Here is a 16,906-nt window from a genome sequence, read left to right as displayed (position 1 = left end):
CGAGCCACTCTTTGGTGCGACCGGGGCGCGTCACGGCCCCGTCGGTGACACCATCGGACGGGGACACGGGCACGACGATGGTCCGAGGAGAGAGTCACGATGACCGAGGCGACTCGGCGCTCACCCGGCACACCCTGCTGGGTGAGCCTGATGGTGCACGGGCTAGACGCCACGCAGGAGTTCTACCACGCACTCTTCGACTGGGAGTTCGAACCCGGTCCGCAGCATCTCGGCCCGTACGTGCGCGCGCTGCTCGACGGCAAGGAGGTGGCGGGCATCGGCCAGCTGCCGCCCGACCGCCACCTTCCGATCGCCTGGACCCCCTATCTGGCCACCGCCGACGCCGACGAGACCGCCGAGAGCATCCGCTGCTGCGGGGGCACCGTGGCCGTCGGCCCGCTGGACGCGGGCGAGGCCGGCCGGATGGCGGTCTGCTCCGACCCGGTGGGTGCGGTCTTCGGTGTCTGGCAGGCGGAGGCGCACCACGGCACGGCGACGGCGGGACCGCCCGGGACCCCCGTGTGGAACGAGCTCCTCACCTTCGAGACGTCCTCGGTCGGCAAGTTCTACCGGACGGTCTTCGGCTTCGAGGTGGAGCCGGTCGTCTCCGCCGACCACGACTACGCCACGCTCCTGGTGGACGGACGCCCGGTGGCGTCGCTGCACGGCGTCGGCAACGCGCTGCCCCGGGACCGGGGCCCGCACTGGATGACGTACTTCGAGGTCGCCGACACCGATGCCGCCGCCCGGCTCGTCCTGCGGCTCGGCGGTCATGTGCTGCGCCCGCCGCGCGATGCCACGGCGGGGCGGTCGGCCCTGGTGACGGACCCGGAGGGCGCGGTCTTCACCCTCGTCAGGTCCCCCGGGGCATGAGCCGCGGAGGCCGCCGCCCGCACAGATGACGCGGCGGCCCCGCACCGGTGGACCGGCCGGATCAGCCCTGTCGGACGGGACCGGGTCGGCCGGAGATCAGCCCCGTCGGGACCGTACGAGACTCCGGCGGAGCCGTGACGGCATGCCGCCGCTCTGCGCCGGCGTCTCCGTGCCGCCCGGGAGACCGAGCCGGGTCAGCCGCTCCCCGTCGAAGTGGTGTGCGATCCCGGGGTCGGCGTGGTGCTCGGCCAGGAAGCGGGCGGCCTCCTCGCGCATCCCGGGGTGACTCTTGTGCCGCATGCAGTAGCCGACGGCGCGGACGAGCGGAGTGAGCGAGTCCGGCGCCGCTCCGGGCACAGCGGGCTCCTCGCCCTGCTCCAGGTCCGGGACCAGGTGGTCGACGACGGTGAGCGGGATCCGGTTGCTGTTCTCGAAGGGCGTGAGTCGTTCGAGGACCTCGGCCGTGCCCACGCGCGCGAGGGGGACGCCGTAGTAGACGGCGGCGGTGAACATCGCGGTCGAGAAGCAGCCGACGACGAGCCGGGGCCTGCACCGCTCGTAGAAGGTCTCGGCGAGCAGCGGTCCGTCGAGGACGGTGAGCCGTACGCCGGACCGCTCCGCCTCCTCCCGGAGCGCCGTGGAGTAACCGGCGGGCGCGGACGGGTGCGGCTTGAAGACCACCGAGCGGTGGCCGGCGGCCGTGACGCCGCGGAGCATCCGTACGTGCAGCTCTTCCTCCTCCTCGGCGGTGAGGAGGTTGAGCGCGGCGAGGTACTGGCCGAGCATCAGTGCCGTGGGCTCGGCGGCGGCCGCCCGGACGATCTCGGGGTCGTCGGCCGCCTCTTCGGCGATCTCGGCGAGGACCGCGCGGAACGCGTCGTCGGGGACGAGCTCCGGCTCCACGCCGTACTCGCTCAGGAGGAGGGGGCGCAGGCCCGGCACCAGGTCGAGGTGGAGGACCCGCCGGATGCGGCAGGCGATCGACTGCGCGAGGTCGTTGCGGGTCGGGCCGTAGCTCATCAGGCCGTCCGCGTAGACGTGGAGGGCGCTCTCGGGGAAGCAGCCGGCCAGTGCCTTGGCGGGGTTGACCTGGATGGATTCGACGATCAGCTCCACCGGGGCGGTGCCGAGGTCCCACGCGGTGCGCATCACGCGCTGCCAGAGCGGGGCGTCCTCGGGCCGGGGGGCCCAGGCGGCCGGGTGGTACGGGTGGATCGTCTCGTTCCAGTCGAGGACGCCGTCGAAACGGGCGGCGATCCGCTCGTAGCCGGTCATCGTCTCCATGCGCGGCGCGGTCTCCGGGATCTCGGCGTTGCGCGAGACCAGCAGGAGCCGGCGGTGGTCCGCGCGGGTGCCGAACTGGCCTGCGTCCAGCGAGGCCGCGAGGGTGGCGGCGCCGTACAGGGTGGACACCTGGAAGATCTGGACCGGGCGGCCGTCGGAGGCCGGGTCGAGCGCCGGTGCCTGGTCGGCGGCGGGGGCGGGGGCCATGGGTCAGGCGGTCCTTACGGTGTCGCGCAGGCTCCGGAGAAGGGTGCTGCGGGGGGTGTCCATGGTGGAGAGCGTCTCTTCGAGAACCTGCTGCGGCATCCGCTGCAGCGCGTCGCGCACGTCGACGCGGAGCCGCTCCGCGACGGCGGGCTCGTACGTGCCGACCTTTCCCATGTGGAAGGCGATCATCGCGCAGTAGGTGCGGACCGCCTTCGGGAGGAACCGGTCCGCCTCCGCGTCCCGGGAGACGTCGGCGAGCAGGGTGTCGTACGACGGAATGAAGTCCAGCTGTCGGTTGTCGGTGATCTGGGTGAGCGAGGTCGTGACGCCCCGGCGGTAGAAGACACCGTGCAGGGAAAGCGCGGCGAAGGTGCGCGCTTTGAGGTGGAGGCGCCAGACCCAGAGGCGGTCCTCGGCCGTTCTCAGGGACGTCTCGAAACGGGATCCGCCGTTCTGGAAGAGACGGGAGCTGTAGATTCCGAAGGGGACGAAGGGATAGTCCACCATCGTCACCATGCTGGCGGGCGAGATTCCGTCACGGGGGTCCATCACGGTGTCGCGGCGTTTGGCGGGGGCATAGCGGATGTTCCGCTTGCGGCCTTCCGAGAGGACGTGGTCGGTACGGGCGAAGTCGCAGCCCAGGCGCTCGATCCCGGCCACCATGGCCTTCAGGTGGCCGGGCGCGTACCAGTCGTCGCCGTCGAGGAAGGTGATGTGGTCCCCGCGCGCGGCGTCGATTCCCGTGTTCCGCGCCTGGGCGACACCGCTGTTCGTCTCGTGCCGGATGACCTTCGCGTTCGGCAGCCGGTCGCGCCACCGGTCGAGGATTTCCGGGGTGTCGTCCGTCGAGCAGTCGTCGATCAGCAGGAACTCGAATTCCGGATCCGCGTTGTTCGCGAGACTGCGCAGGGTGTCGGGCGCATAGGCCCCGACATTGTGGAACGGTACGACGACGGACAGTTTCGGCACTCGGAAACCCCATACTGAATCGAACAGTTAAACGCCGCTACGGCGGGTACGGTAACGCTCCACTTTTCCGGGCGAACGATCCGCGCGTGCACTCCGGGTGAACTCTTGGCATCCCCCGTGGAAACCGCGCCAGAGCTGTCTCACGCGACGGCCGGTCCGTCGGCCGGCCGTTCCGCTCGCCGCCCGGACCATCGGTGCAGGAACCCCGTCGCGACCAGGGCGAGGAGGGCGGTCAGGCCGACGGCGCCGCCGAGCTTGAGCCCCGGCGGGCGGAAGGAGCAGGTGACCGTGTTCGCCCGGCCGTCGAGCGGGATCGCGACGAGACCCCGGTACGCGCGCGCGGGGCGCGGCTCCGCGTCACCGGCGGCACAGCGCCAGCCGGAGATCCGGGGCGCGGCGAGCACCGCGGTCCCGGTGCTGCCCGGGGGCAGTTCGGCCGTGACGGTGTGTCCGGTGGCGCGCACCTCGGTGGCCCCGGTGGCGGTCAGCTGCCGCACGGCGGAGTCGAGCCGGGCCTGGACCAGGCAGCCGACCGGCTGACGGGGCAGCCGGATCGTGCGCTCGGGGCTCAGCTCGATCCGTACCTCGCCGGACCCGGGCACCGTGCCGAGGGCCCGCATGGGGGCCCGGACGGCGGGCGGCCTGCCCTCGAAGTCCACGCGCGGCTCCCCCGCGAGGGTCGCGCCGCCGCGGTACTCGGGGGCCCAGAACCAGGCCTGGGAGCCCGCCGGGCAGCGCGTGCTGACGGTCCGTCCGGCACGGTCGACCTCCGGCAGCTCGTACACGTCGGCGCCGAGGAGCCGTTCCTGCTCGGCGAACGCGGAGTCCCCGGGGTGGGTGGCCGGCCGCTTCGCCGGGCGGACGGTGACCAGCGGCGGGACGGGCGTGGTGGCGACGGTCACCGTCGCCCGGGGCAGCGCGTCCTGGCGTACCGGTTCGGTGGGCACCGAGCGGACCCGGGTGCCGATGGAGAACAGGGCGTCGGTGACCGGGTTGTCGAGGGTGACGGGGTGGCGGCCCTTGGCGTAGTGGCCGAAGCCCAGGGAGGCGAGGGTGCGGGAGGTCACCTCGGCGGTGAGGCTGCTGTAGTAGTCGGCACCCTGGCCGCCGACGATCAGGACGTCGTTGCCGCCGGGGACCTCTCCGGGTTCCGTCCGGTGCTTCGGCCAGGCGTCCGCGCGGGCCACCTCGTCGGCCACGGCGGTGTGCCAGGGGCCGATCCGGGGCGACCAGGCGACCTCGTCGCGCTGCTGCTCCGCGATCCGCTTCCCGGTGACGGCCGCCTCGCCGGCCTGCGCGGCGACGAGGAGCACGACGGCGAGGACGGGCAGGAGGCGCGCGGTGGCCAGGGCGCGCGCGGGAGAGGCTGCGGCGGGTGCGGCGGGTGCGGGAGAGGCGGGTGCCGGTGGTTCGCCCGCCGGCGTCCTGCGGCTGTGCAGGAGGGCCACCAGGGCCGCGGCGAGCACGAGGGCGGCGGCCACGCCGAAGGCCGGGTAGGTCCAGCGGTCGATGTCGATGCTGCCGTGGGCCGCCCACGCAAGGAGCCCGACCAGAGCGCCGGCCGCGAGGAGCGCGGTCGGGCGCGGCACGCCACGGGCGGCCGAGAACCAGCCGGCGACGATCAGCAGCCCGCACAGGACGAAGGTCTGCCGGTACGGGCCGCCGTTGGGCGAGGCGCCCGCGTGCCAGAGCAGATGGGTCGGCTCCCACTGGAGGGAGAGCGTCACCAGGACGACCGCGGCCGACCAGCCGGCCCTGACGCGCGGGGCGACGGCCCCGTTGAAGGGCAGGGTGAGGGCGAGCGCGAGCGCAGGCGTACCGATGAAGAGGGCGGGGCTCGCGAGGCTCGCGGTGGCCGGCAGGAACCTGGCGAGGACCTCCACCCAGGCGGCGGGGGCGAAGGTGGCCTCGGGAGTGGGGTCGGCGACCTTGGTGCCGAGGAAGACGACCACGACGAGCGGTGCGGCGAGGCCGATGCCGATGAGGACGCCCCGTGCGGCTCGCAGCGCGGCCGCGAGGCGCTGCCGTGCGCCGGCCGTCTCCTCGGCGGTGAGGAGCCGTACGAGCAGGACGACGGCGGCGCCGAGGGTGGCCATGTACGCCGTGTAGAAGTTGGCGGTCCAGGCCAGGGCGACCACGACGGGGCCGAGGACGGGGCGGCGCCCGGTGCGGGCCCACTCGCCGACCAGGCAGAGCAGCGGGAAGGCGACGAGGCCGTCGAGCCACATCGGGACGGTGGCACCGAATTCGAAGGTCCAGCCCGAGAGGGCGTACGCGCTGCCGAGCACGGCGGCGACCGGCCAGGGACCGGGGCGCGTCCGCAGGAGCAGCAGCGCCATCGCCGCCCCGGCCGCGGTGATCTTGACGGCGGTGACGACGTACAGGGCGAGTTCGATGCGGTCCGCCGGGAAGAGGACGACGAGCAGGTCGAAGGGGCTGCTCAGATAGGTGCCGATGTCACCGAGGAAGTTGGCGCCGAAGCCCGAGTTCCAGTTGAGGAAGGCGTCTCCGTGGGTCTCGCCGCGGAGGAACGAGCGCCAGTACGCGTGGAACGGCAGGTACTGCTGACCCAGGTCGACGATGTTCCTGGTCACCGGGCCGAAGGGGTAGCCGCGCGAGAGCCGCGTGGCGAGGGCGAGCAGGACGGCGGTGAGCAGGGCGGCCGAGAGCGGCCCGGCGACGGCCGGGGAGCGCAGCCGGCGCCGTGGGGAGCCGGAGGTGAGCTTCGGGCCGCCCGTCCCCTCCTCGCCGTCGACCTCGTCGAGCACGGTCTCGGCGACGGGGGGCACACGTCCTCCAGGGGGCGTACGGAACAGGAGCGCCCGGATGATCCGTCACGGGCCGACCGCCATTACCGCCGAGCCGGGCGACCCGTGACCGATCATCAGGCGGTGTTCCGGCACACCTCGGGTGAACTCCCGGTGTCACGGGCAGGCCCGGGGCGGCAGCCGTCGCCGGACGGGGGGCGCAGGACGGGGCCGCCGGACGGGGGCCGGACGGCGGCGCCACCGCCGACCGGGAGAACCCGTTACGCGACGAGCTCGTCGACCGTGCGGGCGACCGTGCCGAAGAGGTCGGTGACCGTCGTCAGGCTCGCGGCCTGGAGCGCCTCCGCCGCCGTGACGGTGCCGTCGGGGGCGTCGAGGGAGCGCGTCGCGGTGGCCTCGGCGACCACGGTCGGGCGGTAGCCGCGGTTGAAGGCGCCCTGCGCGGTGAAGAGGACGCACATGTGCGTCATGAACCCGGCGATGACCAGGTCGCCGGTGACGCCGAGGTCCTTCAGGGTCGCTTCGAGGTCGGTGGCGTGGAAGGCGTCGGGGAACTGCTTGACGACGACCTTCTCGCCCTCGATCGGGGCGACCTCGTCGCTGATCGCACCGATCTCGGTCCGGATGTCGTAAGGAGTGCCCTCGCCGCCGTCGTTGACGACGTGCACGACGGGCGCCCCCGCGGCGCGGGCGGCGGCGAGCAGACGCGCGCCGGCGGCCACGGCCTGCTCGGCCTCGTCGAGCCGCATGACGCCGGTGCGGTAGGTGTTCTGGAAGTCGATCATGATCAGCGCCGACTCGCCCAGGCGGGGCAGGTCCTGGGGAAGGCCGATCACATCACGGAGGGTGGTGGAGGCGGTCATGGCGGTTCCTTTCGTCAGGGGTGCGGAGGGGTGATCGCGTTCTAGGAGAGGTTCTTCGGGGTGCCGTCCGGCGCGAGGTCGACGAGGGTGTCCTCGATCCCCTGGTCCTCGAAGGCCGTCACGAGGGACCGCATGTCCTCGGAGTAGATGTTCCAGCTGTCGGTGTGCACCGGCACGACCTTGCGCGGGGCGAGGGTCTTCGCCACGAGGGCGGCGTTCGCGGAGGTCAGGGTGAGGGGCGCGTTGTCGAGGATCGCGGGGGTGCGGGCGGCTCCGGCGAAGAGGACGACGGTGTCGATGGGGCCGATGTCCTTCTCGACCCGGTCGCCGACCTCCTGGGCGACCTCGACCGAGGCGTTGTCTCCGGAGACGTAGGTGGTGGGGACGTCCTTGCCGCTGAGGACGAAGCCGGTGACCTCGCCGTCCGCGCCGCGGTCGACACCGTCGGGACCGTGCAGGGCGGGCACGGCGGTGACCTCGACGGTGCCGCCGGCGGTCTTCAGCTCCTGGGACTCCCATCTCTTCAGGGCGGTGACGTGGTCGCCGAGACGCTTTCGCGCCCCGGGCGTGGAGAGCACGACGGGCACGTCGTCGAGCAGGGCGCGGCCCGCGTCGTCGAGGTTGTCGTCGTGCTGGTCGTGCGAGAGCAGGACGGCGTCGATCGTGCCGAGCTCGTCGACGCCGAAGGCGGGTGCCCGGAGCTTCTCCAGGCCGCTCCTGTACTTCTTCGGCGCGTCGAAGGTCGGGTCGAGCAGGATGCGCAGGCCGCCGATCTCCAGGATCGTCGTCGGCCCTCCGACGTGCGTGGCGGTGAACGGCCGTGCGGCGTCGGCCGCGTCCTCGTTCCCGCCGCCGCAGGCGGCGAGGAGGCTCACGCCCGCGGTGGCCGCCACGGCCCCTGCGGCGGCGCGGCGGAACGTCGAACGGTTCATGGGGAACACCAGCTCTCTCGTTGCGAACGGTCGGACGGCACGGAGGCGGCGCCGACCCCCCGAACTGTTTTCAACGCTAACACAGCTCGTAATCAACGGTTACAGCTCGGTGTTAGCGCTGTTATCGTGGGAGGCATGTCGACCGCACGCGCGCGCATCCTGGAAGCCACCGAGGAACTCCTGGCCACCAAGGACGCCCTCGCGATCTCGACCCGCGCCATCTGCGACCGGGCGAAGGTCGGCATGCCCGAGATCTACCGGCAGTTCGGCGACAAGCAGGGCCTGCTCACGGCGGTCGCCGACGTCGGCTTCGAGCGCTTCCTGGCCGAGAAGCGCAAGAACCCGCTCACCGACGATCCGGTGGCGGACCTGCGGACGGCCTGGGACAGCCATGTCGCCTTCGCGCTGCGCAACCCGCACCTCTACCGGCTGATGTTCACGCCGACCGGCGACGCCAAGCCGGGGGCCGTCAAGGAGGCGCAGGCGATCCTCCTGAAGGCGGTGGAACGCTGCCGTGACGCCGGGCGGCTCCGGACGGCCCCGGAGCTCGCGGGGCGCTCGATCCTCTCCGCCAACGTGGGCGTGTGCATGATGGCGCTGTCGTTCCCGGACCTGTTCGGGGACTCCGACACCTCTCCGGCGGTACGGGACGCGGTGATCGGGAAGGTCACGGGCGACGAGCGCGAGGACGGCCGGATCGGCACGGCGACCGTCCTCGCCCAGGCTCTCGTCGGCACCCTCACGGGAACGGCCACGCCGAGTGCGGCCGCCCTCGACCAGCTGGCCGACGCGCTCCTCCCGCAGGTCCCGCCCTCGGAGACGTAACCGCCGGTCGACTGCCGCCGCAAAGTTCCGGCCATGGCTCTCCACCGGCCTACGCTCGCAACTCCCATACCAGGAGGAGGAGTACGCCATGGAGAACCCCACTCGTAAGGTGGCCGCGGCCGGTGCCGCCGCGTTGCTGGCCGCGGGGCTCGTCGTCGCCGGTGCCGGTGCGGCGAGCGCGTCGGAGACCGGCCCGGCCGAGCGCATCACCTCGGCCGCCCAGCTCAAGGACAGCATCCGGCTCGCGGTCGCCCAGGAGGAGCAGGCCGGGGAGCAGGGGCTGAGCCAGAGCGTCGGCGGCCGGGTGACGATGGTCGCCGGCACCCGGTCCGGCACCTGCTGAGGCCGAGGTGACCACCGTGGGCGAGGACGGCTCCTCGCAGACCTGGTGCCCCAGCGGAGAGGCGCACGCGCCGGAGTCCGTCGTCCTGGGCGTGCGGTCCGGGCAGGACGGGCGTGTGGTGTACCTGGCCGATCCCGTACCGGCGGCCGAGGTGCTCGGCGAGGTGCCGGAGGGCGTCGAGCCGCGACGCGTCCTGCGGTTCGCGTCGCACTGTGTCAGCGACTGCGTCAACCGCAGGGGCGGCGACTGCACGCTCGTCGAGCGGGTGCTCTCCCGGCCCGCGGCGCAGGAGGACGGTCCCGTCCCGCGGTGTCACCTCAGGGCGCGGTGCCAGTGGTGGAAGCAGACCGGGGTGGCCGCGTGCGCGCGCTGCCCCGCGGTCTCGACCCGCCATCACGCCGGCGACGGGCTGGCCGAGCTGGTGGCCGATCCGGCCACCACGCAGGAGCAGCTCGACGAGTGGATCGCGGTGGCCGGCTGACCTCAGGTCGACCGGTCATCGGCTGTCGGGCGATACGCGGAAGGTCCCCGGACGATCTGTCCGGGGACCTTCCGCGTGTGTCGGGGCCGCGGCCGCTCACGCGCGGCTCGGCGGGTCTCCCCTGATGTCCCGCTCCGACAGGCGGTTCACCCGGGGCGACGGCGTGGTCAGTTCGCCGTGGACGGCCACCGCCGCCGCGTAGCCGCGGTCGACGGGGATGTCGAGCAGGGTCCAGCCCGCGGGCGGCAGCGTTCCGTCGGGGCTGCCCGAGCCCACGTAGTCGGCCGCGGGGTCACGGCCGAGACCGGTGCCGAGCCCCTTGAGGTAGGCCTCCTTGCGGGTCCACAGCCGGGCCAGCGCCCTGGGGCGGCGCGGGGGTGGCAGCGCCTCGATCTCGCGCTGTTCGGCGGGGTGCAGCATGGCGGCGAGTTCCGCGGCGCCGCCCGGGTCGGCGACCAGGTCGACGTCCACCCCGATGGGCGCCACCGCCGTCCCGACGAGGACGAGGTCCCCGCGGTGGGAGAGCGAGAAGTGCAGCCCGCGCGAGGCGCCCAGGACGGTCGGCCGCCCGTGCGGGCCGCAGCAGCAGGGGCAGGTCTCCCTGCCGTAGCGGATGTCCTGCGGAAGCGTGTCGAGGTACGTGCCGAGCAGCCGGCGCAGTGCCAGATGGGCGGCGGTGAAGCGGACCCGGTCCTCCGCGTGCGCCAGGCCCGCGGCGCGCTGCCGCTCGGTGGCGTCCAGGACACCGGCGTCGAGGCCGGTGCCCCGGGCGTCGGAGACCCTGAGCAGCCACAGGTCGAGGGAACCTGGTCGCGGCAGGGCACGCGGCGGTGGCAGGGGGGCGAGCAGCAGGGTGCCGCTCGCGGAACTCCAGGGACCGCTTCTGGGATCACTCACGGGACCCCTCCTGTTCGATGACGGATGCGCGGACGCGGGTGGCCGTCGGGACGGATCAGCCTTGTTCGGGAACGGCGTACCGGAGGGCCGGCCGATCGCCCGCCTCGGGCGGGTCCCCCGGCTCGGGTGCATCCCCCGGATCGGGTGCATCTCCCGGCTCGGCGGACTCGGCGGACGGTCGGGCGGGGCGTGGGACGGATGGTGGGGCGGGCTCTGTCGGCGGTTCGGTGGGCAGGTCCCTGCGGGCCCGCAGGGGGCCGGCGAGCAGCAGTGCGGAGCTGACCGCGAGGCCGGCGGTGAGCAGCCACAGCGCGGGGCGCAGTCCGAGCACCCCGCCGAGCACTCCGCCGAGCAGCGAACCGATCGGAATGGCGCCGAAGTTGGCCACGGAGACGCTCGCCGTGACCCGGCCGAGCAGCTGCGGCGGGCAGTACTGCTGGCGGAACGCGCCCTGGATGACGTTGGCGGACACGACGCCCAGGGCGAGCATGGCACCGCCGACGGGCAACAGCACGACCCGCCAGCCCGGTTCGGCCAGCGGGATGAGCAGCCCGAACGGGGCCGTGGCGAACTTGCAGAGCAGCATGCCGCGGGCGGTGCCGAAGCGGCGCGCCATGGGGGTGGCGACGACGGCGCCGAGCAGTCCGCCCACGCTGCTGCCGGCCAGGAGCCAGCCCACCATGGCCTCGCCGACGTGGAGTTCCCGCACGAGGAAGACGGTGAGGATGGCCTGGTAGCCGGTGAGCAGCAGGTTGGTGACGGTGCCGTACGTGGTCAGGACGCGCAGATAGGGGTCGCGCACGGTGTGCCGCAGCCCCTCGGTGACGTCCTTGCGCAGGGCCTGGGGCCGCTCGGGTCGCTCCGGCACCGGCTCCTCGGCACGGATGCCGAGCAGGCACAGGGTGGCGACCAGGAAGGTCGCGGCGTTGGCGACGAGTCCGGCGACCGCTCCGAACGCGCCCGCCAGGGCACCCCCGCCGCCGAGCCCGGCGAGCTGCGCGGCCGATTCGCTGCCCTGGAGCTTGGCGTTGGCCTCGGTGAGGTGCTCGCGGGGGACGACGAACGGCACGTACACCCGGTAGGCGATGGAGAAGAAGACGTTCGCGACCCCGGTGAGCAGGGCGACCGCGAGCAGCTGGGTCATGGTCAGCACGTCGAGCCAGGCGGCGGCCGGCACGCTGAGCAGGAGCAGCAGGGAGCCCACGTTGCAGGCCACCATCAGCGGACGGCGCGGCAGCCGGTCCACCCAGGCGCCCGCGGGCAGCCCGAGGAAGAGCCAGGGCAGCCAGGCGGCCGCGGCCAGGGCGCTCACCCAGAAGGTGCTCGCGTCGAGGGTGACCACGGCCACCAGCGGCATGGCGACACCGGTGATGTTGCTTCCGAAGCGACTGGTGGTCTCCCCCGCCCACAGGAGCCGGAAGTCGCGCTGCCGCAGCAGCCCGCCCCGGCGCCCCGCGTTCATCGGGCGACCACCGCCCTGGCTGAGGCCGCGTCGGGCGGCACGCCGTCGGACGAGACGGCCACCACCTTGGCGGCTTCGGCCGACAGGCGCTCGGCGGCGTCGGCCCAGCGGGCACGGCGGGCATCCGACTCGGCGGTGAGGGCGGCGAGTTCGGTCCGCGCCCGGGCCAGGGCCTCGGCGGGTCCGGTGCCGCCGGGCCCACCGCCGTGGGCGCAGGCGGCGGCCACGGTCTCCGGGTCGAGCCAGTCGGCGGGGTATCCGGCGGCGGCCGCGGCCACGTCGGGTTGGGCGCGGGCCGCCTCGGACAGCGGTGTACCGCTGTCGAGGGCGCCGAGGACGGTCTCGCCGACCAGGTGGTGGGCGGTGCGGAAGGGGATGCCGTCGACGACGAGGCGTTCGGCGAGGTAGGTCGCCGAGGTGAAGCCCTCCCGGGCGCGGTCGCGCATCCGGTCGCGGTCGGGTTCCGCCCCGTCGACGACGAGCCGGAGCAGCGTCACCGCCTGGGTGGTGTCGGCGAGACCGGGCCACAGATGGCGGGCGGCCTCGGTGCCGACGGCGATGGCGTTGGTGTAGCCGGCGGTGGACATGGCCGCCGCGGCGCCGGTGAAGCCGGCGAGGGCGGCGGTCGAGCGGCCCTGGATGTGTTCGAGCAGGAAGGGGTTGCGCTTCTGCGGCATCATCGAGCTGGAGCCGACCAGGTCGTCGGCCATCCGGAGCAGCCCGAACTCCTCGGTCGTCCACCAGGTCAGGTCGCGGGCCACCCGGGCCATGAGGACGCCGAGGACGGCGGCGGCGGAGAGCATGCGCAGCGCGAAGTCGCGCGACGCGACCGCGTCGACCGAGTTGGGCACGGCGGCGGTGAAGCCGAGGAGGTCCGCGGTACGGGCCGGGTCCACCGGGACGGAGGTGCCGCCGACGGCTCCCGCGCCCAGCGGATTGACGTCGATCTCCCGCCCGGCGTCGAGCAGTCCGGCGAGCGAGCGCAGCACGCCGCCCGCGACCCCGGTCAGATAGTGGCCGTAGCTGATGGGCACGGCCGGCTGGCCGTGGGTGTACGCGGGCATGGTGACGTCCCGGTACTCCTCCCCCTTGTCGAGCAGGACCCGTGCCAGCTCGGCCACCTCGTCCAGGAGCCGGCCGTAGGGACCGCGCACCTTCAGTCGTACGGTGGTGGCGTTGAGGTCGTTGCGGGAGCGCCCGGTGTGCAGCACCCCGCCGGTCTCCTGGCCGAGCCGGCCTACGAGCCAGCCCTCGTATGCCAGGTACAGACCGCGCGGCATGGGGCGGGCCCGTACGGGGGCGAAGTCCTCGGCGCGCAGGGCGTCGACGGTGTCGAGGAGGGCGGCGGCGCGGCTCGCGTCGACGATGCCGCGTTCGGCGAGCATCACCAGATGGGCCCGGTCGACCTCGCTGATCAGCCGCAGTTCGTCGCCGACCGGGTCGCCTTCGTCGGTGCGGTACTGGTCGTAGACGATGCGGTGGGCCCGTGGGTCGAGCCCGGTGCGGAGCCGCCCGGTGTGGACGCCCGCCTCCTGTGCGGCGCTCATGCCGGCACCGCCTCCCTCACGGGCACGCCCGCCGTCACCGGAGTCTCTGCCGTCACCGGAGCCACCGGCGGCGCAGGGGTGACCGGCGGCGCGGGAGTCACCGTCGTCGCGGGAGTCACCGGCGTCAGCGCTCTGGCCAGTCCCAGCGTGAGCGCGGTCTCGGCGGCCTCGGCCGACTCCTCCGGAGCGCCACCGGCCGCGATCACATGGCCCACCCGTCCCCGGAAGTCCTCGGCCGGTACGACCGTGGTTCCGGCCGGGCGGTAGAGGGCGGTGTCGACGACACCGGGCACGGCGCGGGCCGCCGCCTCGGCTGCGGGGACATCCACGAGGACGCTGTCGGTGCCGGCCGTCAGGAAGCGGATCGAGGCCGCGCCCGCGGCGTCCGGCGTACCGGTGAGGTCGACGCTCTCGCCGAGCGCCGCCCGCACCTGGGCGCCGACCAGGTCGACGCCGCGCGCCCGGCGCACGAGCTCGGGGATCATGCCGCCGGCCAGCCGGGGGTTGACCTCGATGACGCGGGCGACGTCCCCGTCGAGCCGCAGCTCGACGTGTGCCGCGCCCCAGCCCAGGCCGAGCGCCTCGACGGCGCGTACGGCCGTGTCGACGAGCGCATCGGCCTGCGCGGCAGGCAGGACGGCGGGCACGTCGTGTCCCGTCTCGACGAACACCGGGGGCGCGCCGACGTGTTTGGCGACCGTGACGACGGCCTCCTCGCCGAAGACCTCCACCGAGAACTCGCGCCCGGTCAGGTACTGCTCGACGAGGACCACGCCCGGGGTGCGGAGACCGCGTTCGTTGACGGTGGCGGCCAGCAGGCCCTTCGCGTGGTCGGCCACCTCGTCACGGTCGCGGCACAGGCGTACGCCCAGGCTCCCCGACCCCTGCACCGGCTTGACGACGACCGGGCCGCCGAGCCACTGGGCGGCGGCGATCGCCTCGGCGACGTCGCCGACGGCCGAGAAGCGGGGCACGGGCACCCCGGCCTCGGCCAGGGTGCGGCGCTGCGCGACCTTGTCGCGGCAGGCGCGGACGGCGTCGGCGGACGGGCCGGGAAGTCCGAGTCGCGCGGCGAGTCCGGCGGCGGTGGCGACGTAGTACTCGGAGCTGGAGAGCACCCCTGCGACCGGCGCGGCGGCGGCGAGGCCGGTCACGGCGAACCACAGGGCGTCGTCGTCCGCGGTGTCCACGACGACGGTGCGCAGCCCGTCCTCGGCGGCGTACGGGTAGCGCGCCGGATCGGCGCTCAGCAGGACGGGCACGACTCCGAGGTCGCGGGCCCGAGCCGCGAACTGGCGTCCCGTGCCCGTGGTGTTGGACTCGACGAGGAGCAGCAGCGGGGTGGTCACGACCGGACCTCCGGCGTCGTCAGGTCGCCGAGGTCGTGGACCTCGCGGGGCATCACGTCAACGAGGTCGGGGACCTCCGGAGCCATCACGTCGTCGAAGCCCCGGCGGGCCCACACGAGACGGGTCCACGAGGACGGGGCGTCCAGCGGGTGGTCGACGGTGACCGGGCCGCCGGGGGCCGGCGCCGGCTCGATGCCCTGCTCGCGCAGCCATTCGGCGTGGTAGACGGTGGACTGGTAGCGGTAGCCCTCGTCGGGCAGCACCATGACGACCTTGCTGTCCGGGTTGCGCGCGGCCCACCAGGAGGCGACCTGGAAGGAGGCGCCGCTGGTGGGGCCCATGAACAGGCCGTGGTTGCGGAAGAGTTCGTGGGTGGCGTGGAAGGCCTCGGGGGCGGTGACCCAGTGCACCTCGTCGTAGGCGCTGTGGCGCACGTTGCCCGGGTGGATGCTGCTGCCGAGGCCGCGCAGGGTGCGCGGTCCGTCGGGCGAGCCGAAGATGATCGAGCCGTGGGTGTCCACCCCGACGAGGTGCAGCGCCGGGTCGGCGGGGCGCAGGGCGGCGGCGAGGCCGCCGGTGGAGCCGCCGGAACCGACCGGGCCCACCAGGCAGTCCACGGAGCCTACGGTCTCCCCGATGAGGTCGGCGACCACGGCGTACGCGCCGGGGTTGTCGGGGTTGTCGTACTGGCCGGGCACGAAGCTGTCGGGGTGGAGCCTGCGCAGCTCCTCGACACGGGCGAGGCGGGCACCCTGGATGCCGCCGCTCTGCCCGGCGTACTCGACGATCTCGACGGTGGCGCCCAGCATCTCCAGCCGGTTGCGCAGGTCGCGGTCGATGGCGGAGTCGCCGACGATGGTCAGGTCGTAGCCGCGCAGCCGGCACACCATCGCCAGGCCGAGCGCGAAGGTGCCGGAGGAGGTCTCGATGACCCGGCTGCCGGGGCGCAGCAGGCCCGCGGCCTCGGCCCGGTCGATGATGAAGCGCGCGGGCAGCAGCTTCATCAGGCTGAAGGCCGCCGCGTAGAGGTTGTCGGTCACCTGGATGATGCGGGGCAGTTCGGTGGCGTCCACCACCGAGTCGTGCAGCCTGCCGACGCCCGCGATCGTGGTCGTAGTCATGTCAGTCACCCGTCGTGAAGATCCACTGCTCGTGGATGCCGATGTTGTGCAGCAGTCGCTGGGCGTGCTCGGTGCGGGCCTCGACCTCGGGGTCGTCGCGGTCGTAGAGGAGCCCGGCGATGTCCCCGCTGTGCGCGGCCTGGATGCCGAGGGCGCCGGTCTCGCGCACGATGGAGCGCAGGCCGTCGAGGCGGGGGATGGGCAGGTGCCGCTGGTTGATGTCGGTGCTTGCGGTGGCGACGGCGCCGACGAGGGCGACGTCCTTGGTGTGGATGGCCTCGCGCAGCATCACCTGGAGTTCGGCGAAGAGTTCGAGTTCGGCGCTGCCGTAATCGGCGGGCGGGAAGGCCAGCGTGTCGACGCCCTTGCCCTCGTTCTCGGGCCGCGAGCCGAAGCCGAGGACCCGCACGGCCGGCATGCGGTACCCGAAGTCCTCGATGACCTTGCCCTCGCGCTGCGCGAACAGCACCGAACTCTCGTTGAACATCAGGGAGTCGGACGCGGTCTCGGCCCGTACCGCGATCCTGGCGATCTCCTCGGGGGGCAGCGGGGACACCAGGGCGTCCTGTACGGCCCAGACCGCGGCCAGGACGTCGCTCGTGGAGGAGCCGAAGCCGCGGCAGAGCGGCACGTCGCCGGTGAGTTCGAGGTGCCCGCCGACCGGTCCCTCCCCGGACGGGAGGCAGGCCTCGGCGGTGAGCTGGGCGGCCCGTCGCGCCTTGGTCTTCCACGTCGGGTAGACGGTCAGCTCCTCGCCCCGCGCGGGGATGAACGAGGCCCGGGTGGTGTAAACGGTGCACGGCAGGGTGACCAGTCCCCGGGTGAGCTGGCCCTGGTGCGGAAAGACGCCCTGGAGAATTTCGCCGTGATGTATGGGGGCCGAGGCGACGCCGACCCGCCAACCGGAATGATCCACCATGTCCTTGACTTCCTCTGGGGGCCGGACCGCACCACTCACAGGGCCTGGCCGATCGTGCGGACACCC

15 protein-coding genes are annotated in these 16,906 nt (G+C 73.5%); 4 read left to right on the top strand and 11 right to left on the bottom strand.

The window, feature by feature from the left end; all coding sequences use genetic code 11:
* The first annotated feature begins 99 nt into the window (after positions 1–99).
* Positions 100–873 carry a VOC family protein gene (locus ACIP84_RS31605; RefSeq protein ID WP_355965032.1) on the top strand — a complete coding sequence of 258 codons (774 nt, stop codon included), beginning with the start codon at positions 100–102 and terminating at the stop codon, positions 871–873.
* Between the two features lie 96 nt (positions 874–969).
* Here the strand turns inward: ACIP84_RS31605 and ACIP84_RS31600 are convergent, their stop codons facing one another.
* The 5 genes from ACIP84_RS31600 to ACIP84_RS31580 form a co-directional block, all read right to left on the bottom strand.
* Positions 970–2,364: a polysialyltransferase family glycosyltransferase gene (locus tag ACIP84_RS31600; RefSeq protein ID WP_401802506.1), complete on the bottom strand. Its 1,395-nt coding sequence runs from the start codon at positions 2,362–2,364 to the stop codon at positions 970–972.
* Positions 2,365–2,367: 3 nt separating this feature from the next.
* Entirely contained in the window at positions 2,368–3,333 is a 966-nt protein-coding gene (locus ACIP84_RS31595; protein WP_355965036.1) for a glycosyltransferase family 2 protein, read from the bottom strand.
* Positions 3,334–3,473: 140 nt separating this feature from the next.
* Complete coding sequence (locus ACIP84_RS31590; protein WP_401802503.1) at positions 3,474–6,122, bottom strand: YfhO family protein; 2,649 nt, start codon at positions 6,120–6,122, stop codon at positions 3,474–3,476.
* A gap of 239 nt (positions 6,123–6,361) precedes the next feature.
* Positions 6,362–6,964 (bottom strand): isochorismatase family protein, encoded by a 603-nt coding sequence (locus tag ACIP84_RS31585; RefSeq protein ID WP_401802501.1) that lies wholly within the window; start codon positions 6,962–6,964, stop codon positions 6,362–6,364.
* Positions 6,965–7,005: 41 nt separating this feature from the next.
* Positions 7,006–7,896, bottom strand: a complete 891-nt coding sequence (locus tag ACIP84_RS31580; RefSeq protein ID WP_401802498.1) for an MBL fold metallo-hydrolase — start codon at positions 7,894–7,896, stop codon at positions 7,006–7,008.
* A 135-nt stretch (positions 7,897–8,031) separates the two neighbouring features.
* Between ACIP84_RS31580 and ACIP84_RS31575 the strand changes: the two genes are divergently transcribed.
* The 3 genes from ACIP84_RS31575 to ACIP84_RS31565 all read left to right on the top strand — a co-directional run bounded on the left by ACIP84_RS31575 (position 8,032) and on the right by ACIP84_RS31565 (position 9,545).
* Positions 8,032–8,721 carry a TetR/AcrR family transcriptional regulator gene (locus ACIP84_RS31575; RefSeq protein ID WP_401802496.1) on the top strand — a complete coding sequence of 230 codons (690 nt, stop codon included), beginning with the start codon at positions 8,032–8,034 and terminating at the stop codon, positions 8,719–8,721.
* An 88-nt stretch (positions 8,722–8,809) separates the two neighbouring features.
* Positions 8,810–9,064 carry a hypothetical protein gene (locus tag ACIP84_RS31570; RefSeq protein ID WP_355965044.1) on the top strand — a complete coding sequence of 85 codons (255 nt, stop codon included), beginning with the start codon at positions 8,810–8,812 and terminating at the stop codon, positions 9,062–9,064.
* Between the two features lie 7 nt (positions 9,065–9,071).
* Positions 9,072–9,545 (top strand): hypothetical protein, encoded by a 474-nt coding sequence (locus ACIP84_RS31565; protein ID WP_401802493.1) that lies wholly within the window; start codon positions 9,072–9,074, stop codon positions 9,543–9,545.
* Between the two features lie 96 nt (positions 9,546–9,641).
* On the opposite strand, the gene ACIP84_RS31560 is transcribed toward ACIP84_RS31565, so the two are convergent.
* The 6 genes from ACIP84_RS31560 to ACIP84_RS31535 are packed head-to-tail and all read right to left on the bottom strand — an operon-like array spanning position 9,642 to position 16,840.
* Complete coding sequence (locus tag ACIP84_RS31560; RefSeq protein ID WP_401802490.1) at positions 9,642–10,442, bottom strand: 4'-phosphopantetheinyl transferase family protein; 801 nt, start codon at positions 10,440–10,442, stop codon at positions 9,642–9,644.
* Between the two features lie 55 nt (positions 10,443–10,497).
* Positions 10,498–11,904, bottom strand: coding sequence for an MFS transporter (locus ACIP84_RS31555; protein WP_401802488.1), 1,407 nt, complete (start codon positions 11,902–11,904; stop codon positions 10,498–10,500).
* Positions 11,901–13,451, bottom strand: coding sequence for an argininosuccinate lyase (locus ACIP84_RS31550; RefSeq protein WP_401802485.1), 1,551 nt, complete (start codon positions 13,449–13,451; stop codon positions 11,901–11,903). Before ACIP84_RS31550 ends, ACIP84_RS31555 begins: the two co-directional genes overlap by 4 nt.
* Positions 13,448–14,800 (bottom strand): ATP-grasp domain-containing protein, encoded by a 1,353-nt coding sequence (locus ACIP84_RS31545; protein ID WP_401802483.1) that lies wholly within the window; start codon positions 14,798–14,800, stop codon positions 13,448–13,450. The genes ACIP84_RS31550 and ACIP84_RS31545 overlap by 4 nt, the downstream gene beginning before the upstream one ends.
* Complete coding sequence (locus ACIP84_RS31540) at positions 14,797–15,921, bottom strand: PLP-dependent cysteine synthase family protein (RefSeq protein ID WP_401802481.1); 1,125 nt, start codon at positions 15,919–15,921, stop codon at positions 14,797–14,799. Before ACIP84_RS31540 ends, ACIP84_RS31545 begins: the two co-directional genes overlap by 4 nt.
* A gap of 1 nt (position 15,922) precedes the next feature.
* Positions 15,923–16,840 (bottom strand): kinase, encoded by a 918-nt coding sequence (locus tag ACIP84_RS31535; RefSeq protein WP_401802478.1) that lies wholly within the window; start codon positions 16,838–16,840, stop codon positions 15,923–15,925.
* Positions 16,841–16,906 lie beyond the last annotated feature (66 nt).

It is taken from the genome of Streptomyces sp. NPDC088707 (genome assembly GCF_044752725.1).
Taxonomy (GTDB): Bacteria; Actinomycetota; Actinomycetes; order Streptomycetales; family Streptomycetaceae; genus Streptomyces.
This window is presented reverse-complemented; position numbering and strand designations above follow the sequence as displayed.